Origin of the sequence: Caulobacter vibrioides OR37, from assembly GCF_000372645.1 — a bacterium.
Taxonomy (GTDB): Bacteria; Pseudomonadota; Alphaproteobacteria; order Caulobacterales; family Caulobacteraceae; genus Caulobacter; species Caulobacter vibrioides_E.
In genome coordinates this window covers 25,549-45,023 of sequence record NZ_APMP01000031.1, presented here as the reverse complement: position 1 = coordinate 45,023, position 19,475 = coordinate 25,549, and the positions used below count along the sequence as shown (strand labels likewise).

Annotated in this window: 16 protein-coding genes; 3 read left to right on the top strand and 13 right to left on the bottom strand. The window is 68.4% G+C overall.

All coding sequences use genetic code 11. From position 1 onward, the window contains the following. Window positions 1–4 precede the first annotated feature (4 nt). The gene (locus tag OR37_RS21905) at window positions 5–160 is read left to right on the top strand and encodes a hypothetical protein (RefSeq protein ID WP_004623121.1); all 156 of its coding nucleotides are present in this window, start codon (window positions 5–7) and stop codon (window positions 158–160) included. On the opposite strand, the gene OR37_RS17940 is transcribed toward OR37_RS21905, so the two are convergent. The 6 genes from OR37_RS17940 to putA form a co-directional block, all read right to left on the bottom strand. After that, window positions 141–1,769, bottom strand: coding sequence for a carboxylesterase/lipase family protein (locus tag OR37_RS17940; protein ID WP_004623119.1), 1,629 nt, complete (start codon window positions 1,767–1,769; stop codon window positions 141–143). The genes OR37_RS21905 and OR37_RS17940 overlap by 20 nt on opposite strands. Before the next feature lie 83 nt (window positions 1,770–1,852). Then, window positions 1,853–3,175: a glycoside hydrolase 5 family protein gene (locus OR37_RS17935; protein WP_004623118.1), complete on the bottom strand. Its 1,323-nt coding sequence runs from the start codon at window positions 3,173–3,175 to the stop codon at window positions 1,853–1,855. After that, entirely contained in the window at window positions 3,172–4,542 is a 1,371-nt protein-coding gene (locus tag OR37_RS17930) for an alpha/beta hydrolase family protein (protein ID WP_004623117.1), read from the bottom strand. Before OR37_RS17930 ends, OR37_RS17935 begins: the two co-directional genes overlap by 4 nt. A gap of 168 nt (window positions 4,543–4,710) precedes the next feature. After that, complete coding sequence (locus tag OR37_RS22220) at window positions 4,711–4,980, bottom strand: type II toxin-antitoxin system RelE/ParE family toxin (protein ID WP_035017674.1); 270 nt, start codon at window positions 4,978–4,980, stop codon at window positions 4,711–4,713. Between the two features lie 129 nt (window positions 4,981–5,109). Then, window positions 5,110–5,385, bottom strand: a complete 276-nt coding sequence (locus OR37_RS17920; RefSeq protein ID WP_004623114.1) for a hypothetical protein — start codon at window positions 5,383–5,385, stop codon at window positions 5,110–5,112. 16 nt (window positions 5,386–5,401) lie between these two features. Next, on the bottom strand, window positions 5,402–8,500 hold the full coding sequence (gene putA / locus OR37_RS17915; protein WP_004623113.1) for a bifunctional proline dehydrogenase/L-glutamate gamma-semialdehyde dehydrogenase PutA: 3,099 nt from the start codon (window positions 8,498–8,500) through the stop codon (window positions 5,402–5,404). Window positions 8,501–8,926: 426 nt separating this feature from the next. Between putA and OR37_RS17910 the strand changes: the two genes are divergently transcribed. After that, entirely contained in the window at window positions 8,927–9,394 is a 468-nt protein-coding gene (locus OR37_RS17910) for an Lrp/AsnC ligand binding domain-containing protein (RefSeq protein WP_004623112.1), read from the top strand. Between the two features lie 163 nt (window positions 9,395–9,557). Here the strand turns inward: OR37_RS17910 and adeC are convergent, their stop codons facing one another. The 4 genes from adeC to OR37_RS17890 form a co-directional block, all read right to left on the bottom strand. Continuing rightward, window positions 9,558–10,961, bottom strand: a complete 1,404-nt coding sequence (adeC, locus tag OR37_RS17905) for an AdeC/AdeK/OprM family multidrug efflux complex outer membrane factor (protein ID WP_004623109.1) — start codon at window positions 10,959–10,961, stop codon at window positions 9,558–9,560. Between the two features lie 2 nt (window positions 10,962–10,963). Continuing rightward, window positions 10,964–14,131, bottom strand: a complete 3,168-nt coding sequence (locus OR37_RS17900; RefSeq protein ID WP_004623107.1) for an efflux RND transporter permease subunit — start codon at window positions 14,129–14,131, stop codon at window positions 10,964–10,966. A 12-nt stretch (window positions 14,132–14,143) separates the two neighbouring features. Continuing rightward, window positions 14,144–15,325 (bottom strand): efflux RND transporter periplasmic adaptor subunit, encoded by a 1,182-nt coding sequence (locus OR37_RS17895; RefSeq protein WP_004623105.1) that lies wholly within the window; start codon window positions 15,323–15,325, stop codon window positions 14,144–14,146. A 241-nt stretch (window positions 15,326–15,566) separates the two neighbouring features. Next, a complete protein-coding gene (locus tag OR37_RS17890) occupies window positions 15,567–16,175 on the bottom strand; it encodes a TetR/AcrR family transcriptional regulator (protein ID WP_004623103.1) in 609 nt (202 codons plus the stop codon). A gap of 188 nt (window positions 16,176–16,363) precedes the next feature. Here OR37_RS17890 and OR37_RS17885 point away from each other — a divergent pair, with 188 nt between their 5' ends. Continuing rightward, window positions 16,364–16,588 carry a hypothetical protein gene (locus OR37_RS17885; RefSeq protein ID WP_004623100.1) on the top strand — a complete coding sequence of 75 codons (225 nt, stop codon included), beginning with the start codon at window positions 16,364–16,366 and terminating at the stop codon, window positions 16,586–16,588. Between the two features lie 456 nt (window positions 16,589–17,044). Here OR37_RS17885 and OR37_RS17880 read toward each other — a convergent pair whose 3' ends face one another. The 3 genes from OR37_RS17880 to OR37_RS17870 all read right to left on the bottom strand — a co-directional run bounded on the left by OR37_RS17880 (window position 17,045) and on the right by OR37_RS17870 (window position 19,451). Further along, window positions 17,045–18,481, bottom strand: a complete 1,437-nt coding sequence (locus tag OR37_RS17880; RefSeq protein ID WP_004623098.1) for a sugar porter family MFS transporter — start codon at window positions 18,479–18,481, stop codon at window positions 17,045–17,047. Window positions 18,482–18,683: 202 nt separating this feature from the next. Continuing rightward, window positions 18,684–18,887: a hypothetical protein gene (locus OR37_RS17875; RefSeq protein ID WP_004623096.1), complete on the bottom strand. Its 204-nt coding sequence runs from the start codon at window positions 18,885–18,887 to the stop codon at window positions 18,684–18,686. 150 nt (window positions 18,888–19,037) lie between these two features. Continuing rightward, entirely contained in the window at window positions 19,038–19,451 is a 414-nt protein-coding gene (locus tag OR37_RS17870) for a hypothetical protein (protein WP_004623094.1), read from the bottom strand. Window positions 19,452–19,475: the final 24 nt, after the last annotated feature.

Sequence of the window (19,475 nt, the reverse complement as noted above, 5' to 3'; positions counted from 1 at the left end):
TCCGGTGGATTACGACGTGCGTCAGGCCTGGATCGAGCTATGGCTGGCGGTCTTCGGCGAGCCACCGCCGATCGCGTCCGAGACCGATCTGACGGCGAAGATCCTGGTCCAGCATCTGCCGCCGACGCCGCCCTACGAGGTCAAGTGCCGAACTGAGTGAACGGAACGCGGTCGAAGAACGCGCGCTCGGCGCCGCGCGGGTCGTCCTCCATCCGCGACACGGTGTCGAAGATCATGGTCTGGCGGCGGGGCAGGGCGTAGGGCTCCCACCGGGGCAGGGCGCCGCCATTCGGATCGCCGGTCCGGGCGAAGGCGATGAAGGCGTCGCTCATCGTGTTCGACATGGCGACGGACTCCGGCCCCGTCCCGACGATCGAGCCTTTGGCGTCCAGCGTGCCGAACACCAGGCCGATGTCGATGGTGTGCGGCGCGCCGAAGATCCCGCCCTGGATCGGCGACTTCCAATTGACCTGATAGGCGTAGGCCGGGGCGCCGGCCCTGGCGCGCGCCTCGTCCTGGAGGATGGCCGCTTTCCACGAGCGCCCGGCCGTCGAGGCGGCGAAATAGACGTCCGCCGGCGAATAGCTCGGATAGGTCTTGCGGTAGAAGGCCACCACCGTCTCGGGATCGATGTCGATCCGGGCGTTGAACTGGGCCGGCAGGCGGGCGATCACCTCGTCCCAGGTCCTGGGGAAGGCCTTGGCGTCCCAGCCGATGAAGCCCTTGGTCTCGTCGTGGGTGTTGCCGCACATCATCGGCACGGACAGGCCCGTCGGGGCGGCGTCGGGGAAGAACGGGTGGCGGTCCAGGGCGCGCTCGTCCAGCACCGGACCCATATAGACCCCGCCCGAGCCGGCGATGGGGTCGATCGCCTTCAGGCCGTTCAGCATCTGGTCGGCGGGCAGGGCGCGCAGGGCGGCCAGATCCTTGATACCCAGCTTGTCGAGAAACGCCTTGGCGCGGCGGGTGGCGTTGAACGGGCCGCCGACCGTGACCTGCTGGCCGCTCATGGTGGCGGCGCGGTGGAAGAGGCCCTTGGCGGCGGGCATGGCCATCAGGGTGGCGATCTTGGCCCCGCCGCCCGACTGTCCGAACAGCATGACCCGGTCCGGATCGCCGCCGAACGCGGCGATGTTGTCGCGCACCCAGCGCAGGGCCAGGACCAGGTCCAGCTGGCCGACATTGCCGCTGTCGGCCACCGAGGGATCGTCGAAGAGACGGGCCAGATAGAGATAGCCGAAGGCGTTCAGGCGGTGGTTGACCGTCACCACCACCACGTCGCCGCGCTTGGCGAGCTTGGTTCCCTCGTACCAAGGCGAGGCGCCCGAGCCGCCGTTATAGGCGCCGCCGTGGATATAGACCATCACCGGCCGGCTGCCGCCGTCGGCGAGCCCGCTCTTGCCCGGCCCCTTTTTTTCGAGGACGGCGGGCGTCCAGACATTGAGGAACAGGCAGTCCTCGGACAGAGTCTCGCCGTCCTCGCCCTTGCCCGGCTGCATCGATGCGGGACCGTAGGCGAGGGCGTCCTTGACGTCGGTCCAGGGCTCGGGGGCGACCGGCGGCGAAAAGCGCCGCGCGCCGCCCATGTCGGCGCCGTACCGCAGGCCCTTGAAGACGCTGACCTCGCCGTCGCGATAGCCGCGCACCTTGCCGTTCGTCGTCGCCACCACCGGCGAGCGCGCCTCGGCCGTGAAACCGCTGGCCGGCATGGCGGCGTAGGCGGCCAGGGCGGCGGCGCCGGTGATCAGGGTGCGACGACGGGTGTCCATGGCTTCCTCCGACGCTTGTCCGCGCGTCCTGGCGCCAACCGGTATCATGAATGACACCGGTGACAATCCCTCTCGCCACGTTGTTAGACCAATCCCCGCACCGCGTCCGCGTGGGCCCTGATGACCGCCAGGGTCGACGCATCCGTGTCGAAAACGCCGTAAAGCCCTTGCTCCTCTTGCGGCGGATCGCCGACGAACGCGCGGTCGCCCTCGGCGAACCAGGCGTCGCGGTGCTGGGCGCGGCCCTCGCCGTTCCAGGCCCAGAAGTTGGTCCCGGCGACCGGCCCGCCGGCCTTCATGTCGGCCAGGGCCAGATCATGGATCGCGCGGTAGAAGCGGTCCTTGTCGGTCGTCGCCGAGCCGGGCGCGAAGGCGCGGCCGTCGCGGGCCAGGCCGAACTCCTCGATGACCAGCGGCTTGTTCAGGCCCTTGGCTAGGGCGATGTGGCGGGCGACGTAGTCGCGGCATCGCGCCTCGCCGGCGGCGTAGGTTTTCGGCTGGTTGCGGGCGTCGATCCAGCCCCAGTTGTTGGGCCAGACATGCAAGGTGACGTAGTCGATCGTCGCGGGCCTGTGGGCCTCGACCACGCAAGCCTCGCGCTCCAGGCAGCCCACGGCCCCCTCGCTTCCGGTGCAGACCAGGTGGCGCGGGTCGAGGGTCTTGATGATCGCCGAGGTGTCGGCGATCCAGCGGTAATAGGCGGGCAGGTTGGCCAGTCCGAACGCCTCGCTGCCGCCCGGGCGCGGCTCGTTGGCCAGCTGCCAGGCCATGATCGTCGGGTCGTCGCGATAGGCCTTGCCGGTCACGCTGTTGCGACGGCCGACCAGGGCGCGCAGGTAGCGGCGAAACAGCGCGTTGGCCTTGGCGTCGCCATAGAAACGGGCCGAATAGTCCGCATATTCCGGCCACGGATGGTTGGGGTCTCCCGCCTGGAACCAGGGGCCGTCGCCCGCCCAGTTCAGATAGGCCGGCATCCCGCCCGACCAGTCCCAGAAGTTGTTCAGATAGATCACCGCCTTCATGTCGCGAAGCGCCAGCTCGGCCAGCAGCGTGTCGAGGCCGCGCAGCAGCGCCTCGTCATAGACGCCGGGCGTCTCCTGCACCGTGGGCGCGACGGCGGCCTTGGCCGGCGAGCGCTCGCCCGCGCCCAGGACGCGCAGATTGGTGACGCCCAGGGCCTTCAGCCGATCCAGTTCCCGCGCCAGGCGCGCGCGGTCGCCGGAGGGGCCTTCCGAGCCCAGCCAGGCCCCGTACCAGAGGTTCGCGCCGACGAAGCGATAGGGCTTGCCGTCGAGGCTCAGGCGACCGTCCCGCGCCGTGATGAAGCCCTTGGGCGCCGGACCCGCCGCGCCGAGCGCGGGCAGCGCCGCTAGGCCGTGGAGCAACTGGCGGCGCGAGGCGGTCATTTCTTGGTCGCGTGGGCCACGGTCCAGTCGACGATCGTGCTCAGGGCGACGGGAGCCATGGTTTCCTCGATCGTTCCGTATTCGTCTGGCAGCCCTGTGCCGGCGGTCTGGAGCAGGTGATTCAGGCCGGGAAGCTCACGTGTGGTGACGTCCCGATCGCCGGCCAAGGCGGTCTTGATCGCGGCCAGGTTGGCGGCGGCTGGAACCTGCAGGTCCTTCGAGCCTCCGATCGCCAGGACCGGAACCTTGATCTGTTTCAAAGTGTCCGCGGGCCGCGTGTTGAGGGTGTAATGCCACCAGGGCGCCGCGAGGCTCAGAACCTGGGCCCGCGTTGGCGCGCCGACCGGCGCGCCTTGGCGGTCCAACACGGCGTTCAGGCGGACGCGGCCGTCGTCCTCGTTCCGGGCGTCGCGGGCGGCCTCGAACCAGGCGCGTTTGGTCTTCAGCATCGCTTCGACCGCCGTGGGCGGCGCGCCGGAGGCCTCGGCGATGGCGCGGTTCTGCGACAACAGCAGCTCCACCCCATCGACGCCGGGGGCGGCCATCAGAACCAGGAAGGCGATGCGAGGGTCCTGGGCCGCGACCAGGGGCGCGATCATGCCACCCTCGCTGTGGCCGATCAGGCCGATGCGGGCCGGATCGATGTCCTGGCGGCCGCGCAGGAAGGCGACGCCCGCCGCGACGTCGGTGGCGAAGCTCGCCGAGGTCGCCTTGGCGATGTCGCCGGCTTCCGATCCGCCCGCGCCGCGATCATCGACGCGCAGCACCGCCACGCCGCGCCGTGTCAGGGCGTCGGCGATCAGCAGGAACGGCTTGTGATCGAAGACGGTCCCGTCGCGGTCCTGCGTGCCCGAGCCCGTAATCAGCAGAACGGCGGGGAAGGGGCCCGAGCCTCGCGGCAGGGTCAGGGTCCCGGCCAGTTTCAGGCCCGAGGCCGGATTGACGTAGGTGACGTCCTCGGCGCGATAGGGGAAGGGCGGCTTGGGCGTTTGCGGACGCTTCGGGGCCGGCGCGGCGGCCGGCGCCGTGCGGGTCATGGTCAGCGGCAAGTCGCCCTGGGTCCACACGCCCGTCAGGCTGTTGCCGTCGGCCGAGGCCGCCCCCTGAAATCCGGCGTGGATAGCTTGCAGCGTTACGCTGACCTTGCCGTCGACCACGGTCGCCGTCGCGGCCAGGCCCAGGGCGTGCTGGGCGGGGCTGTCGAACGTCGCGGTCCCGTCGGCCTTGATGTGGAAGACGAGCGGCAGCGCCGCGCCTGGCGCCTGAAGCGTCCCGTACCAGTCCCCGACGATCGGCCCGACCTGCGCCGCCGCGACGGCGGGCGCGAGGAGCGCGGCGGCGACAACGGCGCGCGGCAGGAAACGCATGGTTCGGAACTCCACCCGATGGCGGCGGGATGATGGCCACGACCGGAGCGTGTCGTCTAGAGCCTTATCCGCTCGAATGGAATCATTCGAGCGGAAAAATAAGGCCCTAAATCAAACATTTAGAGCGTGATAACCGCCGAAACCGCTCACACTTTCGGCTATCACGCTCTAGCGTCTCTCCAACCCATGCCAGATCCGGGCGATGAAGACGCTGTCCGGATCGACCTCGTAGCGGATCACAGAGTTCGAGCCGCCGAACGGGACGACCAGCTCGCGGATGCCCTCGCCGATCGAGCGCCCCCGATCGGAGAAGTCGGCCAGGCTCTCGAAGTGATCTTGCAGGACTTCGATCAATCGCAGGGCGGCGTGCCGGTTCTTCTCGAACAGCCAGTCATGCAGGCGTTCGATATCGCGCCGGGCCGCCTCCGCGAGGTAAATCGGGCGCGCCAGGCGACTAGAGCATTTTCCGATAAGTGTGAAACGGTTATCGGATCGAAAATGCTCTAAACTTTTGATTTAGAGCCCTTTTTATCCGATCTGATTGGATCAATCAGATCGGAAAGGGCTCTAGCGGCGATGGCGGGCGAGAAGGCCGTCGCGCACATCCGGCCATGACGCGAACTGGCTCGTGCGCTTGGCGTGGTCGAGGATGGCGCGATCGATCGCGGGATCCGGATCGATCGAAGGCCGCGCGGCTTGGTCGATTTCGCGGTCGATGAGCAGGGCGGCGTAATCTTCCGCGGACATGTCGAGCTGATCCGCCAAAGCCTTCAGCTTGGCGGCGCGTTCAGCGCTGACATGGATATCGAAACCATCGGCCATGGACGAAAGGGTCTCGTCCATGGCCTTCGGAGTCAAATCACAGATTCAGCAGCGCCGGGTCGCCGCCCTGGGCGGTGATGTTGACGCTGACCGCGCGCTCCACGGCGAAGCGCAGCAGGGCGTGGGGGCCGCCGGCCTTGGGGCCGGTGCCCGACAGGCCCTCGCCGCCGAACGGCTGGACGCCGACGACCGCGCCGGTCATCGAGCGGTTGACATAGGCGTTGCCGGCCGGAACCAGCCGCTGGACGTCGGCGGCGAAGCGCTCGATCCGCGAGTGGACGCCCAGGGTCAGGCCGTAGCGCCGCGCCGCCAGGGCGCCGGCCACTTGCTCGAGGCGTTCGGGCTTGTAGCGGACGACGTGCAGGATCGGGCCGAACACCTCGCGCTCCAGGAAGTCGGCGCTGGGGATCTCGGCCAGGACGGGGGCGAAGAAGGTGCCGCCGGCCGGGGCGGCGAGGGCGTGCAGGATCTTGGCGTCCTTGGCCAGGCGCGCCTGGTGGGCGACCAGGGCCTCCTTGGCCTCGGCGTCGATGACCGGACCGACGTCGGTGACAGCCTTGGCCGGGTCGCCCAGCACCAGCGCGTCCATCGCGCCCTTCAGGCCGTCGATGATGTGGTCGGCGGTGTCCTCGGGCAGGAACAGCAGGCGCAGGGCCGAGCAACGCTGGCCGGCCGAGCCGAAGGCGCTGACGATCACGTCGTCGATCACTTGCTCGCGCTGGGCCGTGGTGTCGACGAACATGCCGTTCAGGCCGCCGGTCTCGGCGATAAACGGCACGATCGGGCCTTGGCGCGCGGCCAGGGTCTGGTTGATCCGCCAGGCGGTGTCGGTGCCGCCGGTGAAGGCGACGCCGTCCAGGCCCTCGTGGGCGACCAGGGCCGCGCCGACGGTCTCGCCGCGACCCGGCAGCAGGGCCAGCAGGCGCGGGTCGAGGCCGGCGGCGTGATAGAGCTTCACGGCCTCCGAGGCGATCAGCGGGGTCTGTTCGGCGGGCTTGGCCAGCACGGCGTTGCCGGCGGCCAGGGCGGCGGCGATCTGGCCGGTGAAGATGGCCAGCGGGAAGTTCCAGGGGCTGATGCAGACGAAGACGCCGCGCCCGGCCAGGCGCAGGCTGTTGGTCTCGCCGACCGGGCCTTTCAGAACTTGGGCCTCGCCGAACTGGTCCTCGGCCAGGGTCGCGTAGTAGCGGCAGAAGTCGACCGCCTCGCGGACCTCGGCGATCCCATCGCTCAGCGTCTTGCCGGCCTCGCGGGCCAGGATGGCGATCAGGCGGTCGATATTGGTCTCGAGCGCGTCGGCCATGGCGCGCAGCACCTGCGCGCGGGCGGGACCGCCGGCCTGGTCCCAGGCCGGTTGCGCGGCGCGGGCCAGGCGGAAGGCTTCGTCGATCTGCGGGGCCTGCGCCTCGGAGACCGCGCCGACCACCTTGCGGTCGTTGGCCGGGGCGATCACCGGCAGCGGCGCGCCGCCCGCCACGACCTTGCCGTCGATCAGCGGACCAGCCGACAGGGTCACGGCGTCCAGGACGACGACCGAGGCTTCGAGGCGCGCGCGGTCGGCCCTGACCGACAGATCGAGGCCGGCGCTGTTGCGGCGGCGGGGGCCGTAGACCTCGATCGGCGTCGGGATCTTGGCGTGGCGATCGGGGTGGGCCTCGACCGCGTCGATCGGATCGACCACGACCTTTTCCACCGGCACCCGTTCATCCAGCAGGGCGTGGACGAAGCTGGTGTTGGCGCCGTTCTCCAGCAGGCGGCGGACCAGATAGGGCAGCAGGTCCTCGTGGCCGCCGACGGGGGCGTAGGCGCGCAGGGTGACGCCGTCATACAGCTCCTCGGCGGCCTGGTAGAGCGCCTCGCCCATGCCGTGCAGACGCTGGTGCTCGATCTTGACGCCGGCGTTCTTGGCCATCCGCGCCACGGCCGCCAGGGTGTGGGCGTTGTGGGTGGCGAACTGGGCGTAGAGGTGCGGAGCGCCGTCGATCAGGGCCTTGGCGTTGACCAGGTACGACAGGTCGGTGGCGGGCTTGGTCGTATAGACTGGATAGTCCGGACGGCCGGCGACCTGGGCGCGCTTGATCTCGCTGTCCCAATAGGCGCCCTTGACCAGGCGGACCATCAGCCGGCGGCCGGTCTCCTTGGAGAGGGCCGTCAGGCGGGCGATCACCTCGCCGCAGCGCTTCTGATAGGCCTGGACGGCCAGGCCCAGGCCTCGCCATTCGCCGAGCTCGGGCTCGCGGCACAGGCGGTCCAGCAGCTTCAGCGACAGGGCCAGGCGATCGGCTTCCTCGGCGTCGATCGTGAAGTTGAGATCATGGCGGGCGGCGATCTTCGCCAGGCGCAGGGTGCGGGGATAGAGCTCCTCCCAGACGCGGTCCTCGTGCGTGGCCTCGTAGCGGGGGCACAGCGCCGAGAGCTTGACCGACACGCCGTGGCCGTTCTCCGGCCCCGCGCCCTTCGACAGCTTGCCGACGGTCTCGATCGCGTCGGCATAGGCCTTCTCGTAGCGCGCGGCGTCGGCGGCGGTGCGGGCGCCTTCGCCCAGCATGTCGAACGAGCACATGGTCGCCTCGTTCGCGGCGCGCTTGATCGCGGCCTCGATCGTCCGTCCCAGGACGAACTGTTCGCCCATGATGCGGATGGCCTGGCCGACGGCGGCGCGGATCACCGGCTCGCCGATGCGCCCGGCCAGCTTCTTGATGAAGCCGGGCAGGTCCTTCTGGGCCTCGGCGTCGGGCTCGACGATCTTGCCGGTCAGCATCAGGCCCCAGGTCGAGGCGTTGACGAACAGGCTGTCGGAGCCGCCGAGGTGCGAGGCCCAGTCGGCCGAGCCGATCTTCTCGGCGATCAGGCGGTCGCGCGTCTCGTCGTCGGGGGTGCGCAGCAGGGCCTCGGCCAGGCACATCAGGGCCAGGCCCTCGCGGGTGCCCAGGCTGAACTCCTGCAGGAAGCTTTCGACCACGCCCTGCTTGCGGACGCTGCGGCGGGCGCCGCGGACCAAGGCCTCGGCCTCGGCCCGGACGGCCGCGCGGTCCTCGCTGGACAGCGGCTTCCTGGCCAGCAGGTCGGCGATCACCGCCGCTTCGTCGCGATACTTGCCGTCGTCCAGAGAGTCCCAGTCAGCCCAGTTGGTCATGGTTGGTCCCGTGATTAGAATATCATCGGTCTAACGTGACTTAGGCCAAAGGTGCTTCGTTTGTTGGCCTGTGGCGTCGGATGTTCTTCGGAAAAAGCGCCGGAAATCTTCGTTCGCTCCAACGCCGCGCCGGCGCGCGCGGCCGCGTTCGAGAATGCTTCGAAAGAGGGGAGGGAGGAAGGAGCGCGCGCTGGGGGGGGGGGTAGTAGTGCCGCGCCCCTTCCTCTCTAGCGCGACGCCCTTGAGGGGGAGAGGGGCGAGCGTCGCGTGTGTTCCGCCCGACAGCGGCTGGCTGTATCGCCGGCGCCCAAGGGAGGAGAGCGGCGCCAAGCGGGGCTGGAACGATCGAAGGTGTAACGCTAAGCTATTCGAATGTGCTTCGTTTGTTAGCGTTATTTTTCGAAGCTTCTTCGGAGAAAATTCTCGATGACCATCTCCGCTCTGGATGACACCGATCGTCGCCTGTTGAAGGTTCTGCAGGCCGATGGCCGGATCACCAACGCCGAGTTGGCCAAGCGCTGCAACCTGTCGCCGGCGGCCACCTTCGACCGCGTGCGCCGGCTGCGCGAGCGCGGCTTCATCACCGGCTACGTCGCGCTGCTGGACCCGGCCAAGGTCGGCAGGGCCCTGCTGATCTTCGTGGAGGTGGTGCTGGAGCGTACGACGGGCGAGACCTTCGAGGACTTCGCCTCGGCGGTGCGGCGCGCGCCCGAGATCCTGGAGTGCCACATGGTGGCCGGCGGGTTCGACTACCTGATCAAGGCCCGCGTGCGCGACATGGAGGCCTATCGCAACTTCCTGGGCGACATCCTGGTCAAGATGCCGGGCGTGCGCGAGACGCGGACCTATGCGGTGCTGGAAGAGGTCAAGAGCACCGTGCAACTGCCGCTGTAGGAGATTCCCGGAGAGGCGCGGTCCGCCAGGGAAGGTGGAACGGGCGCCTCCAGGGATGGGGGGGAGGAGCGCGCCCGTTCCGTTCGTGACCATCGGGGGGTGGGGGGATGATGGTCAGCGAACTTCCCCGACCGTCGCCGGGGAAGGCTTTCAGGTCTTCGGATCAGGTCGCCGGAGCGCCGCCGCCGAGGGCCTTGTAGAGGGTGACGAGGTTGCTGGCCCGGGCCAGGCGCGCGGTGATCAGGCCCTGCTGGGCCGCGTACAGCGAGCGCTGGGCGTCCAGCAGGGTCAGGGCGCTGTCCAGGCCGGCGTCGCGGCGCTGTTGCGACAGGCGTTGGCTGTCGGCGGCCGCGACCACCAGACGTTCCTGGGCCGAGACCTGGTCGGTGATGGTGTTACGCACCGACAGGGCGTCGGAGACCTCGCGGAAGGCCGTCTGGACGGTCTTCTCATAGGTCGCCACGGCGATGTCGCGGCTGGTCTTGGCGCTGCTCAGATTGGCGACATTGGCCCCGCCGGCGAAGATCGGCAGGCTGATCTGGGGCGTGAAGCTCCAGGTCCCCGTACCGCTCTTGAACAGGCCGTCCAGGTCGGTGCTGGTCGTGCCCGTCGAGCCGGTCAGGCTGATGCGCGGGAAGAAGGCCGCGCGGGCCGCGCCGATATTGGCGTTGGCGCCCCGCAGCTGATGCTCGGCGGCCAGGACGTCGGGACGACGCGTCAGCACGTCCGACGGCAGGCCCGCGGGCAGGTCGGCCAGGATATTGGCCGTCTGGATCCCGCCGGACGGCAGCAGATTGGCGGGCACGTCCGCGCCGGCCAGCAGCACCAGGGCGTTGCGGTCCTGGGCGACCTGGGCGGTGTAGGTCGCCACGTCCGAACGCGCCGTCTCCGCCAGGGTTTGGGCGTTGCGCAGGTCGAGGGCCGAGCCCGCGCCGCCATCGAACCGCTGCTGGGTCAGGCGCAACGACTCCTCGCGGGTCGCCAGCGTGTCCTTGGCCAGGGCCAGGCGATCCTGATCGGCGGCCAGGGTCAGCCAGGCGTTGGCGGTCTCGGCGATCAGGCTGACGCGCACCGAGCGGCTGGTCTCCTCGGTGGCCAGATAGCTCTGCAGCGCCGAGGCGTTCAGGCTGCGGACACGGCCGAACAGGTCCAGCTCATAGGCCGTGAAGCCGACCGAGGCGGTGTAGACCTCGGTGTCGAAAGCCTTGCCGGTCTGCGAGACCACGGCCGGCGTGCGGCTCCGGGTCTCGCTGCCCACGGCGTTGACGCCCGGGAACAGGGCCGAGCGCTGGACGCCGTACTGGGCGCGGGCCTTCTCGATGTTCAGCACCGCCACGCGCAGGTCGCGGTTCTGCTTCAGGGCCAGGTCGACCACGCCTTGCAGGCGCGGATCGACCAGCACCTGGCGCCAGTCGAGGTCGGCGGCGGTGACCGAGGTCGCCGGCTCCGGCGTCGGCGTCGACCAGGTCTGGGCCACCGGCAAGGCCGGCCGCTCGTACTTGGGCGCCAGGGTGCAGGCGCCGACCGCCGTGGAGGCGACGAGGATCAGGGAAAGGTTACGCAGCATGATCAGTGGGCCTCCGTCGACGACGCCTCGCCGCCCTGCTGGGCGACCGCCGCGTCATGACCGGCGTGCTTGGGTTTGAAGACCTTCTCGACCACCACGAAGAACAGCGGGACGAAGAAGATCGCCAGCAGGGTGGCCGACAGCATCCCGCCGATCACGCCGGTGCCGATGGCGTGCTGGGCCCCGGACCCCGCCCCGTTGGAAATCGCCAGGGGCAGCACGCCGAAGACGAAGGCCAGCGATGTCATGATGATCGGACGCAGACGGATGCGGACCGCTTCCAGGGTGGCGTCGATCAGGGACAGGCCCTTCTCGTACAGGTCCTTGGCGAACTCGACGATCAGGATGGCGTTCTTGGACGCCAGGCCCATGGTCGTCAGCAGGCCGACCTGGAAGTAGATGTCGTTGCTGAGACCGCGGGCGAAGGTGGCCAGCAGGGCGCCGACGACGCCCAGCGGAATGACCATGATCACCGCCAGCGGGATCGACCAGCTCTCGTAAAGAGCGGCCAGCAGCAGGAACACGACCAGGATCGAGATGGCGTACAGGGCCGGAGCCTGGTTGCCGGACTCGCGTTCCTGGGCCGACAGGCCGGTCCATTCGAAGCCGATGCCGGGCGGCAGCTTGGCGGCCAGCTTTTCCATCGCGTCCATGGCCTGGCCCGAGCTCTTGCCCGGGGCCGGGGCGCCCTGGATGTTCATCGACGACAGACCGTTATAGCGCTCCAGGCGCGGCGAGCCGTAGGTCCACGACGCGGTGGCGAAGGCCGGGAAGGCGACCATCTGGCCGCTGCTGTTGCGCACGTACCAGCGGTTCAGGTCTTCCGGCGTCATGCGGTAGGGGGCGTCGGCCTGCATGTAGACCTTCTTCACGCGACCGCGGTCGATGAAGTCGTTCACATAGGTCCCGCCCCAGGCCGAGCTGAGCGCGCTGTTGATGTCGGCGGTGGTCAGGCCCATGGCGCCGGCCTTGGCCTGGTCGACCTCGATCTTCAGCTGCGGGGTGTCGTCCTGGCCGTTGGGGCGCACGCCCACCAGGTTCGGGTCCTTCGAGGCCATGCCCAGCATCATGTTCCGGGCCTGCATCAGGGTGTCGTGGCCGACGCCGCTGATATCCTGCAGCTGGAAGTCGAAGCCCGACGAGGTGCCCAGTTCCGGCACGGCCGGCGGGATCACCGCGAACACCATGGCGTCGCGGATCTGGCTGAACGCCGCCATGGCGCGACCGGCCACGGCCTGGGCCTTCAGCGGCCCGGCCTTGCGATGGTCGAAGTCCTTGAGGCGGACGAAGGCCAGACCGGCGTTCTGGCCCGCGCCGGCGAAGCTGAAGCCCGAGACGGTGAACACAGACTGCACGGCGTTCTTCTCGCCGACCAGGAAGTGCTCGCGCACCTTGTCCAGCACGGCCAGGGTCTTTTCCTCGGGCGCGCCGGCCGGCAGCTGGACGAGGGTGATCATGATCCCCTGGTCCTCATCCGGCAGGAAGGCGCTGGGCAGGCGGACGAACAGCAGGCCCATGGCCACGATGATCGCGGCGTAGACGGCCATGTAGCGGCCGCTCTTGCCCAGGATGCCCCGGACCGAGCCCTGATAGCGAGACGACAGGTCGTTGAAGCTGCGGTTGAACCAGCCGAAGAAGCCGGTCTTTTCGTCGTGATGGCCCTTCTCGATCGGCTTCAGCAGCGTGGCGCAGAGGGCGGGGGTGAGGACCAGGGCGACGACCACCGACAGGGCCATGGCCGAGACGATGGTGATCGAGAACTGCCGGTAGATCACGCCCTGCGAGCCGCCGAAGAAGGCCATGGGCACGAACACCGCGGCCAGCACCAGGGCGATGCCGATCAGGGCGCCCGTGATCTCGTTCATCGACTTGCGGGTGGCCTCGACGGGCGAGAGGCCCTCTTCGGACATCACCCGCTCGACGTTCTCGACCACGACGATGGCGTCGTCGACCAGCAGGCCGATGGCCAGCACCAGGCCGAACATGGTCAGGGTGTTGATCGAGTAGCCGAAGGCCGCCAGCACGCCGAACGTGCCCAGAAGCACGACGGGCACGGCGATCGTCGGGATCAGGGTCGCGCGCCAGTTCTGCAGGAACAGGAACATGACGATGAACACCAGCACGATGGCTTCGATCAGCGTCTTGACCACTTCCTCGATCGACAGCTTCACGAACGGCGTCGAGTCGTAGGGGACGACGTACTTGTAGCTGGCCGGGAAGTTCTTCTCGAGCTGAGCCATCTTGGCCTTCACGGCCTTGGCGGTGTTCAGCGCGTTGGCGCCGGGGGCCAGCTTGACGGCCAGGCCGGCGGCCGGGTGGCCGTTGAACTTGGCCACGGAGACGTAGTTCTCGGCGCCCAGCTCGACCCGGGCGACGTCGCCCAGGCGCACCGTGGCCCCGCCCGTGCTGTTCTTCAGGATGATGGCGCGGAACTGTTCGGGGGTCTGCAGGCGCGACTGGGCGGTGATGGTGGCGTTCAGGCCGGTGCCCGGCAGGTTCGGCGCGCCGCCCAGCTGGCCGGCCGAGACCTGGGCGTTCTGAGCCTTGATGGCGTTGGCGACGTCCGCCGGGGTCAGGCCGAAGCTGGCCAGCTTTTGCGGATCCAGCCAGATGCGCATGGCGTATTGCGCGCCGAACAGCTGCATGTCGCCGACACCGTCGATGCGGCTCAGCGGGTCCTGGATGTTGGAGGCCAGATAGTCGGCGAGGTCGGTGTTGGTGGTCTTGGGGTCCTCCGAATAGAGGCCCACGACCATCATGAAGTTACGCGCCGCCTTGGCGACGGTCAGGCCCTGTTGCTGAACCTCCTGCGGCAGCAGCGCGGTGGCCGTCTGCAGCTTGTTCTGCACCTGCACCTGGGCGATGTCGATGTTCGCGCCGGCCTTGAAGGTCAGGGTGATGGTGGCCGTGCCCGAGCTGTCGCTGGTCGACGACATGTATTCCAGGCCGTCCAGGCCCTTCATCTTCTGTTCGATGACCTGGGTGACGCTGTCCTCGACCGTCTTGGCCGAGGCGCCGGGATAGACGGCGGTGATCGACACCTGCGGCAGGGCGATATCTGGATATTGCGCGACCGGCAGGGTCCGGATGGCGAGCGCCCCGGCCAGCATGATCACGATGGCGATGACCCACGCGAAGATGGGCCGGTCGATGAAGAAACGGGAAAGCATCGGAACCTGGCCTTAGCGCTTGGCCGAAGGGGCGGTTTGGGCGGCGGGCGCCGAACCCGCCGGGACCGGCTTGATCGGAACGCCGGGGCGCAGCTTCTGCAGGCCCTCGGTGATGACCTTGTCGCCGGGCTTCAGGCCGCCGGTGACCAGCCACTTGTCGCCGACCGTCTGGCCCAGCGTGACCGGGCGCGGCTCGGCGCCCTGGGCCCCGACCACGCTGACCATCGCATTGCCCTTGGGATCGCGTTGGATCGCGGTCTGCGGCACCAGCACGCCGCCCGAGGCGACGCCCTGGGTCAGGACGGCGTGGACGTACATGCCCGGCAGCAGCGCGCCATTCGGGTTCGGGAACACCGCGCGCAGGCCGACCGCGCCGGTGCCCGGATCGACGGTGATGTCAGAGAACTCCAGCGAGCCCGCCAGCGGATAGGTCGAACCGTCCTCGAGCTTCAGGCTGACCGAGGTCGAGCCGGCCTTGCCCAGCTTGCCGCTGGCGAACTGCTCCTTGAGCTTCAGCAGCTCGGCCGAGGTCTGGGTGACGTCGACATAGATCTTCGACAGGTCCTGCACGGTGGCCAGGGCCGTGGCCTGGCTGGCCGTGACCAGCGCGCCCGGCGTGACCGAGCTCTTGCCGATGCGGCCCGAGATCGGCGCGGCGACCTTGGTGTAGTTCAGGTTGATGCGGGCGTTGTCGACGGCGGCCTTCTGCACGGCGACGGCGGCGGCCGTCTGCAGCGCGGCGGCCTGGGCGTCGTCATTGTCCTGCTTGGACACCGCGCCGGTCTCGACCAGGGTCCTGTAGCGGTCGGCCTTCAGCTTGGCGCTGGTCGCCTGGGCCTGGGCCTGGGCCAGGGCGGCGACGGCGCTGTTATAGGTGGCCTGATAGGTGGCCGGGTCGATCTGGTACAGCGACTGGCCCGCGTGGACGATCGAGCCCTCCTGGAACAGGCGCGACTTGATCACCCCGCCCACCTGCGGGCGCACGTCCGAGACCAGATAGGCCGAGGTGCGGCCGGCCAGCTCGGTGGTCAGGCCGACGCTCTGGGGCTGGACGACGATATAGCCGACCTCGGCCGGACCGCCCATGCCCATGCCGGCGCCGCCGGCTCCTTGGCCTTTGCCGCACGCGGCGAGCGTGAGGGCGATGGCGGCGAGTCCCACGGCCGTCGTCACGGCCGAGCGTTGGAATTGCATGTTTGACCCCGGAATGCGGCGGCCGCGCGGGCTGTTACCCTTGACGCGTCCAGCATGATAAACAAAGTGAGAATGAACGTTCATTCTCAAGTCGGCTGCACATAGGTACGGCGCTGATCGGAGTCAACCTCCGTCGCGACCGGTTTTCGCTGACCTTACGGAAATGTCATCCCGCCCGCGCATTTCAACCGGCATTTGGTGAAAACGGCGTGTCGAAAGTCCCGCTTCGGACCGGGCGTTTTCAGCTCAGCAGATAGCGCATGGTCGCGCGCAGCACCTGGGTGACCGCCGGGCGGTCGATGTCCGGGTGGTTGATGCCGCGCATCAAGAGGCCGTCGAAGACCAGTCCCACCACCTCGCAGCGGGCCTGGAACTCGGACTCGCTCCAGTCGGGATGGCGATTGCGCTCCATCATGGTCTTGGCCAGGGCGCGTTCCTGGGCGTCGGCGGCGCGGACGATGGCGGCGACCTTCGGATTGCGCGCGGCCTCGGCCAGCACTTCCAGCGCCAGGGCGGCGCGGCCGGGGTCCAGGCACTTGTCGAGGGCGTCGGGCAGGTGGTCGTCCAGCGCGTCCAGCAGGGTGCCCGGCTGGCTTTCCATTTCGGCGAACTTGTCGCGCATCTCGGCCAGGTCCTGGGCGACGATGGCGGCGATGATCGCTTCCTTGTTCTCGAAGTAGCGGTAGATCTGGCCGACGCTGAGGCCGGCGGCCTTGGCGATGTCGGCCATGCTGGCGCCGTGGAACCCGCGCTGGCGCACCTGGTCGCAGGCGGCGTCCAGGATCTGCTGGCGACGCGATTCCGGCGAGGGACGGCCCGCCGGCGTTTCCGGAGCGATCTCGTCGGTCATTGGAAAATCCCGGTAGGGACGAAGCGCGGCATGAAGATTCCGTGTAGGCGGCGAACCGGACGCGAGGACGACTTGACTTGCGATAAACCGGGGCCTAAGTCCAGCCCAATGAGAATGAACGTTCATTCTCATTTCGGGCATCGAAGGGGCGACGTCAAGGGCGACGCCCCCTATTTCGGGTGTGACTCATGCAATTCCAACACGCGGCGGTCGAGGAAGCGGTCGTCCGAGCCAAGACGATGCTCGAAACCAATCGCAGGCCGGAATGGAGCGAGGCCGAGCTCCAGGCCCGCAGCGACGTGGTGGGCCTGCTCTTCGAAGGCCTGCTGGTCCACGAGGCCGACGCGCCGGCGGCCAACCGCGCCGCCCTGACCCAGGTGGTCGCCCAGACCATGCGCCATCTGCTGGGCTGAGGCGTCTTTAGAGGCCTCGACCCTCGACCCTTATCCGCTCGAATAGAATCATTCGAGCGAAAAAATAAGGCTATAAATCAAACATTTAGAGCGTGATAACCGCTGAAACCGCTTACCCTTTCGGCTGTCACGCTCTAGTCCAGGGCCCGGTATCGGAAGTTTCGAAGCCGCGCCGACTGGCGGGCGGGGGGCTTCCGGACGCGGACGTGTTTGTCGGGCTCGGGCCAGGTTGGTCCGGCGGTGTCATTCAGGTGTCCGCGCAAAAGAAAGCGCCCGGAAGCCGAGGCCTCCGGGCGCTTTTTGACCAAGATGCTCCCCCGCGATGCGGGGAGGAACCGACGCGCCTAGAGCCTTATCCGCTCGAATGGAATCATTCGAGCGGAAAAATAAGGCTCTAAATCAAACATTTAGAGCGTGATAACCGCCGAAACCGCTTACACTTTCGGCTATCACGCTCTAACCTTCCATTGCCTCGAGCTCGCGGCCGCGGGTCTCGTGGATCAGCTTCTGAACCAGGAAGTAGGAGACCACGGCGCAGACGGCGTAGAAGCCGTAGGTCGCCGGCAGGCTGGCCTTCTTCATGATCGGGAAGCTGAACGAGATCGCGAAGTTGGCGATCCATTGGGCGAAGCCGCAGACGGCCAGGGCCGAGCCGCGCATCTGGTTGGGGAACATCTCGCCCAACATCACCCACATGACCGGGCCCCAGGAGAGGTTGAAGAAGATCACGTAGAGGTTGGCGGCGACCAAGGCGATCGGGCCGACGCTGGGATCCAGGTGCAGGGCGCCGTTGACCACGGTGGCGGTCGAGAAGCACCAGGTCATCACGCCCAGGGTCACGGCCATGCCGGCCGAGCCGATCAGCAGCAGCGGCTTGCGGCCGATCCTGTCGATCAGGGCGATGGTGGCCAGGCAGGCCAGGATCGACAGCGAGCCCGACAGGATGTTGATCTTCAGGCTGTCGTCCTCGGTGAAGCCCACCGACTGCCACAGCACCGAGCCGTAGTAGAAGACGATGTTGATGCCGACCAGCTGCTGGAACACGGCCAGGACCAGGCCGGCCCAGAGGATGACGCGCAGTTTCTTGGTCACCGGGTCCAGCAGGTCCGAGAACTTGGGCTGGTGGTCGGCCGCCAGCGAGGCGCGGATTTCCGCGACCTTCTTGGCGCCTTGGCCTTCGCCGAACAGGCGCGACAGGATCGCCTCGGCCTTGGCGTCCTGGCCCTTGGCGACCAGGTAGCGGGGGCTCTCGGGGATGCCCAGCAGGCAGAGGAAGAAGACGCCGGCCGGGATGACCTGCATCCAGAACATCCAGCGCCAGGCCGGCAGGCCCAGCCAGAAGGTCGCGGTCGAGCTGCCGGCGGTGTGGGCCAGGGCGTAGTTGGCCAGGAAGGCGCCGGTCAGACCGATGATGATCATGATCTGCTGCACGGACGACAGGCGGCCGCGGATATTGGCCGGGGTGACTTCCGAGATGTAGACCGGGCACAGCACCGAGGCGGCGCCGACGCCCAGGCCGCCGACCAGGCGGAACAGCACGAAGACCAGCGAGGTGTGGGCCGCGCCGGTGCCCAGGGCGCTGATCACGAACAGCAGGGCCGAGATGATCATCACCGTGCGGCGGCCCCAGACGTCGGCCAGGCGGCCCGCCGCGAACGCGCCGAACGCGCAGCCCAGCAGGATGGCGGCGACGTTGAGGCCCTCGCCGGCCTCGGTCAGGTTGAAGGCGGCCTTCAGGCCCGTCTGGGTGCCGTTGATGACGCCGCTGTCGTAGCCGAACATGAAGCCGCCGATGGTGGCGACGGCGACGATCGCGGCCACGAAGGCCATATTGACCTTCGCGCCCTCGGCGCTCATCCCCGCGCTGGGACCGGCGTTGGAAACTGAAGCCACAGGTGTCCTCCCCGTTGGGCCGCGTGGCCCGCTTTGATGCCTATGGTCCTTGTCGGACCTCTAGTTGCCGGCGACCTTAGTGTTACCGGTATCAGCGCGCAAGCGGTGGTTCAGGCGACCGCTGCTGGCGGGCGAGACTCAGGCCCGCGCCTCCTCGATAGCAGAGGAGGGCCGGCTTACGCGACGTCGTCGGGTAATGGCCTCAGTCTTCGCGGGGCCTGACAGACCAGGCGGACAAAACGCCGCCCAAGGTCTTGATCGCGAACATCGTTAAGGCGGCCACCGCCGCCGGAACCAGGGCCAGCAGCCAGACCAGCACCACCAGGGCGAGTTGAAACGCCGTCGTCACGACCACCAGGGCCGGCGACTCCTTGCGTTCCTCTAAGGCCTGGCTCACCGACAACATGCCGTCCGCGCTAAGTAATTCCCCTTAGGGCAATCACCATAGCCTCATTTTGAGTTTCAACCGAGAAGAGAATTTTACAATTGACCGCAAGTTTTTTAGGGATTTCTTAATCCCCTTGGAGTGGTCAAGCTTGTTTACCGAGACGCCCGGTCATCGGCCGCTGAGCCGGACGCCCAGTCGTCTTTCGGCCTCCTCCACGCCAGCCTCGACGTCGGCGGCCAGATAGAGCGCGCCGGCCTCGCGCCACAGGTCGACCGCGGGGCGTCCCAAGGCCTCGCGCGCCAGGGCCGACAGCCGCAGGGCGTTGGCGAGGTCCAGCGGCGTGGCGTCCGGGCTGGCGCGATAGAGGCCGACGGCCTCGTCGGCGGCGATCAGCGCCCCCTCGGCCTGGCCGGCCTCGCGATCCAGATCCGAGATGTGACGCAGCGCATGAGCCAGCGGCGCGGCGGCGCCGGCGGCGCGAGCCCGCTCGGCGGCCTTGGCGTAGAGGTCGCGGGCCTGGTCGGGATGGCCGGCGGTCCGGGCCTGGCGCGCGGCGACGACAAGGGGCTCGAAATCTTGCAAGGCGGGACCCTCCCGGAGGCATCC

What these genes read in the sequence shown, in the direction of transcription:
- OR37_RS17940 (WP_004623119.1), bottom strand. Translation starts at nt 1,769, where the DNA reads ATGGACACCCGTCGTCGCACCCTGATCACCGGCGCCGCCGCCCTGGCC.
- OR37_RS17935 (WP_004623118.1), bottom strand. Translation starts at nt 3,175, where the DNA reads ATGACCGCCTCGCGCCGCCAGTTGCTCCACGGCCTAGCGGCGCTGCCC.
- OR37_RS17930 (WP_004623117.1), bottom strand. Translation starts at nt 4,542, where the DNA reads ATGCGTTTCCTGCCGCGCGCCGTTGTCGCCGCCGCGCTCCTCGCGCCC.
- OR37_RS17920 (WP_004623114.1), bottom strand. Translation starts at nt 5,385, where the DNA reads ATGGACGAGACCCTTTCGTCCATGGCCGATGGTTTCGATATCCATGTC.
- putA (WP_004623113.1), bottom strand. Translation starts at nt 8,500, where the DNA reads ATGACCAACTGGGCTGACTGGGACTCTCTGGACGACGGCAAGTATCGC.
- OR37_RS17910 (WP_004623112.1), top strand. Translation starts at nt 8,927, where the DNA reads ATGACCATCTCCGCTCTGGATGACACCGATCGTCGCCTGTTGAAGGTT.
- adeC (WP_004623109.1), bottom strand. Translation starts at nt 10,961, where the DNA reads ATGCTGCGTAACCTTTCCCTGATCCTCGTCGCCTCCACGGCGGTCGGC.
- OR37_RS17900 (WP_004623107.1), bottom strand. Translation starts at nt 14,131, where the DNA reads ATGCTTTCCCGTTTCTTCATCGACCGGCCCATCTTCGCGTGGGTCATC.
- OR37_RS17895 (WP_004623105.1), bottom strand. Translation starts at nt 15,325, where the DNA reads ATGCAATTCCAACGCTCGGCCGTGACGACGGCCGTGGGACTCGCCGCC.
- OR37_RS17890 (WP_004623103.1), bottom strand. Translation starts at nt 16,175, where the DNA reads ATGACCGACGAGATCGCTCCGGAAACGCCGGCGGGCCGTCCCTCGCCG.
- OR37_RS17885 (WP_004623100.1), top strand. Translation starts at nt 16,364, where the DNA reads ATGCAATTCCAACACGCGGCGGTCGAGGAAGCGGTCGTCCGAGCCAAG.
- OR37_RS17875 (WP_004623096.1), bottom strand. Translation starts at nt 18,887, where the DNA reads ATGTTGTCGGTGAGCCAGGCCTTAGAGGAACGCAAGGAGTCGCCGGCC.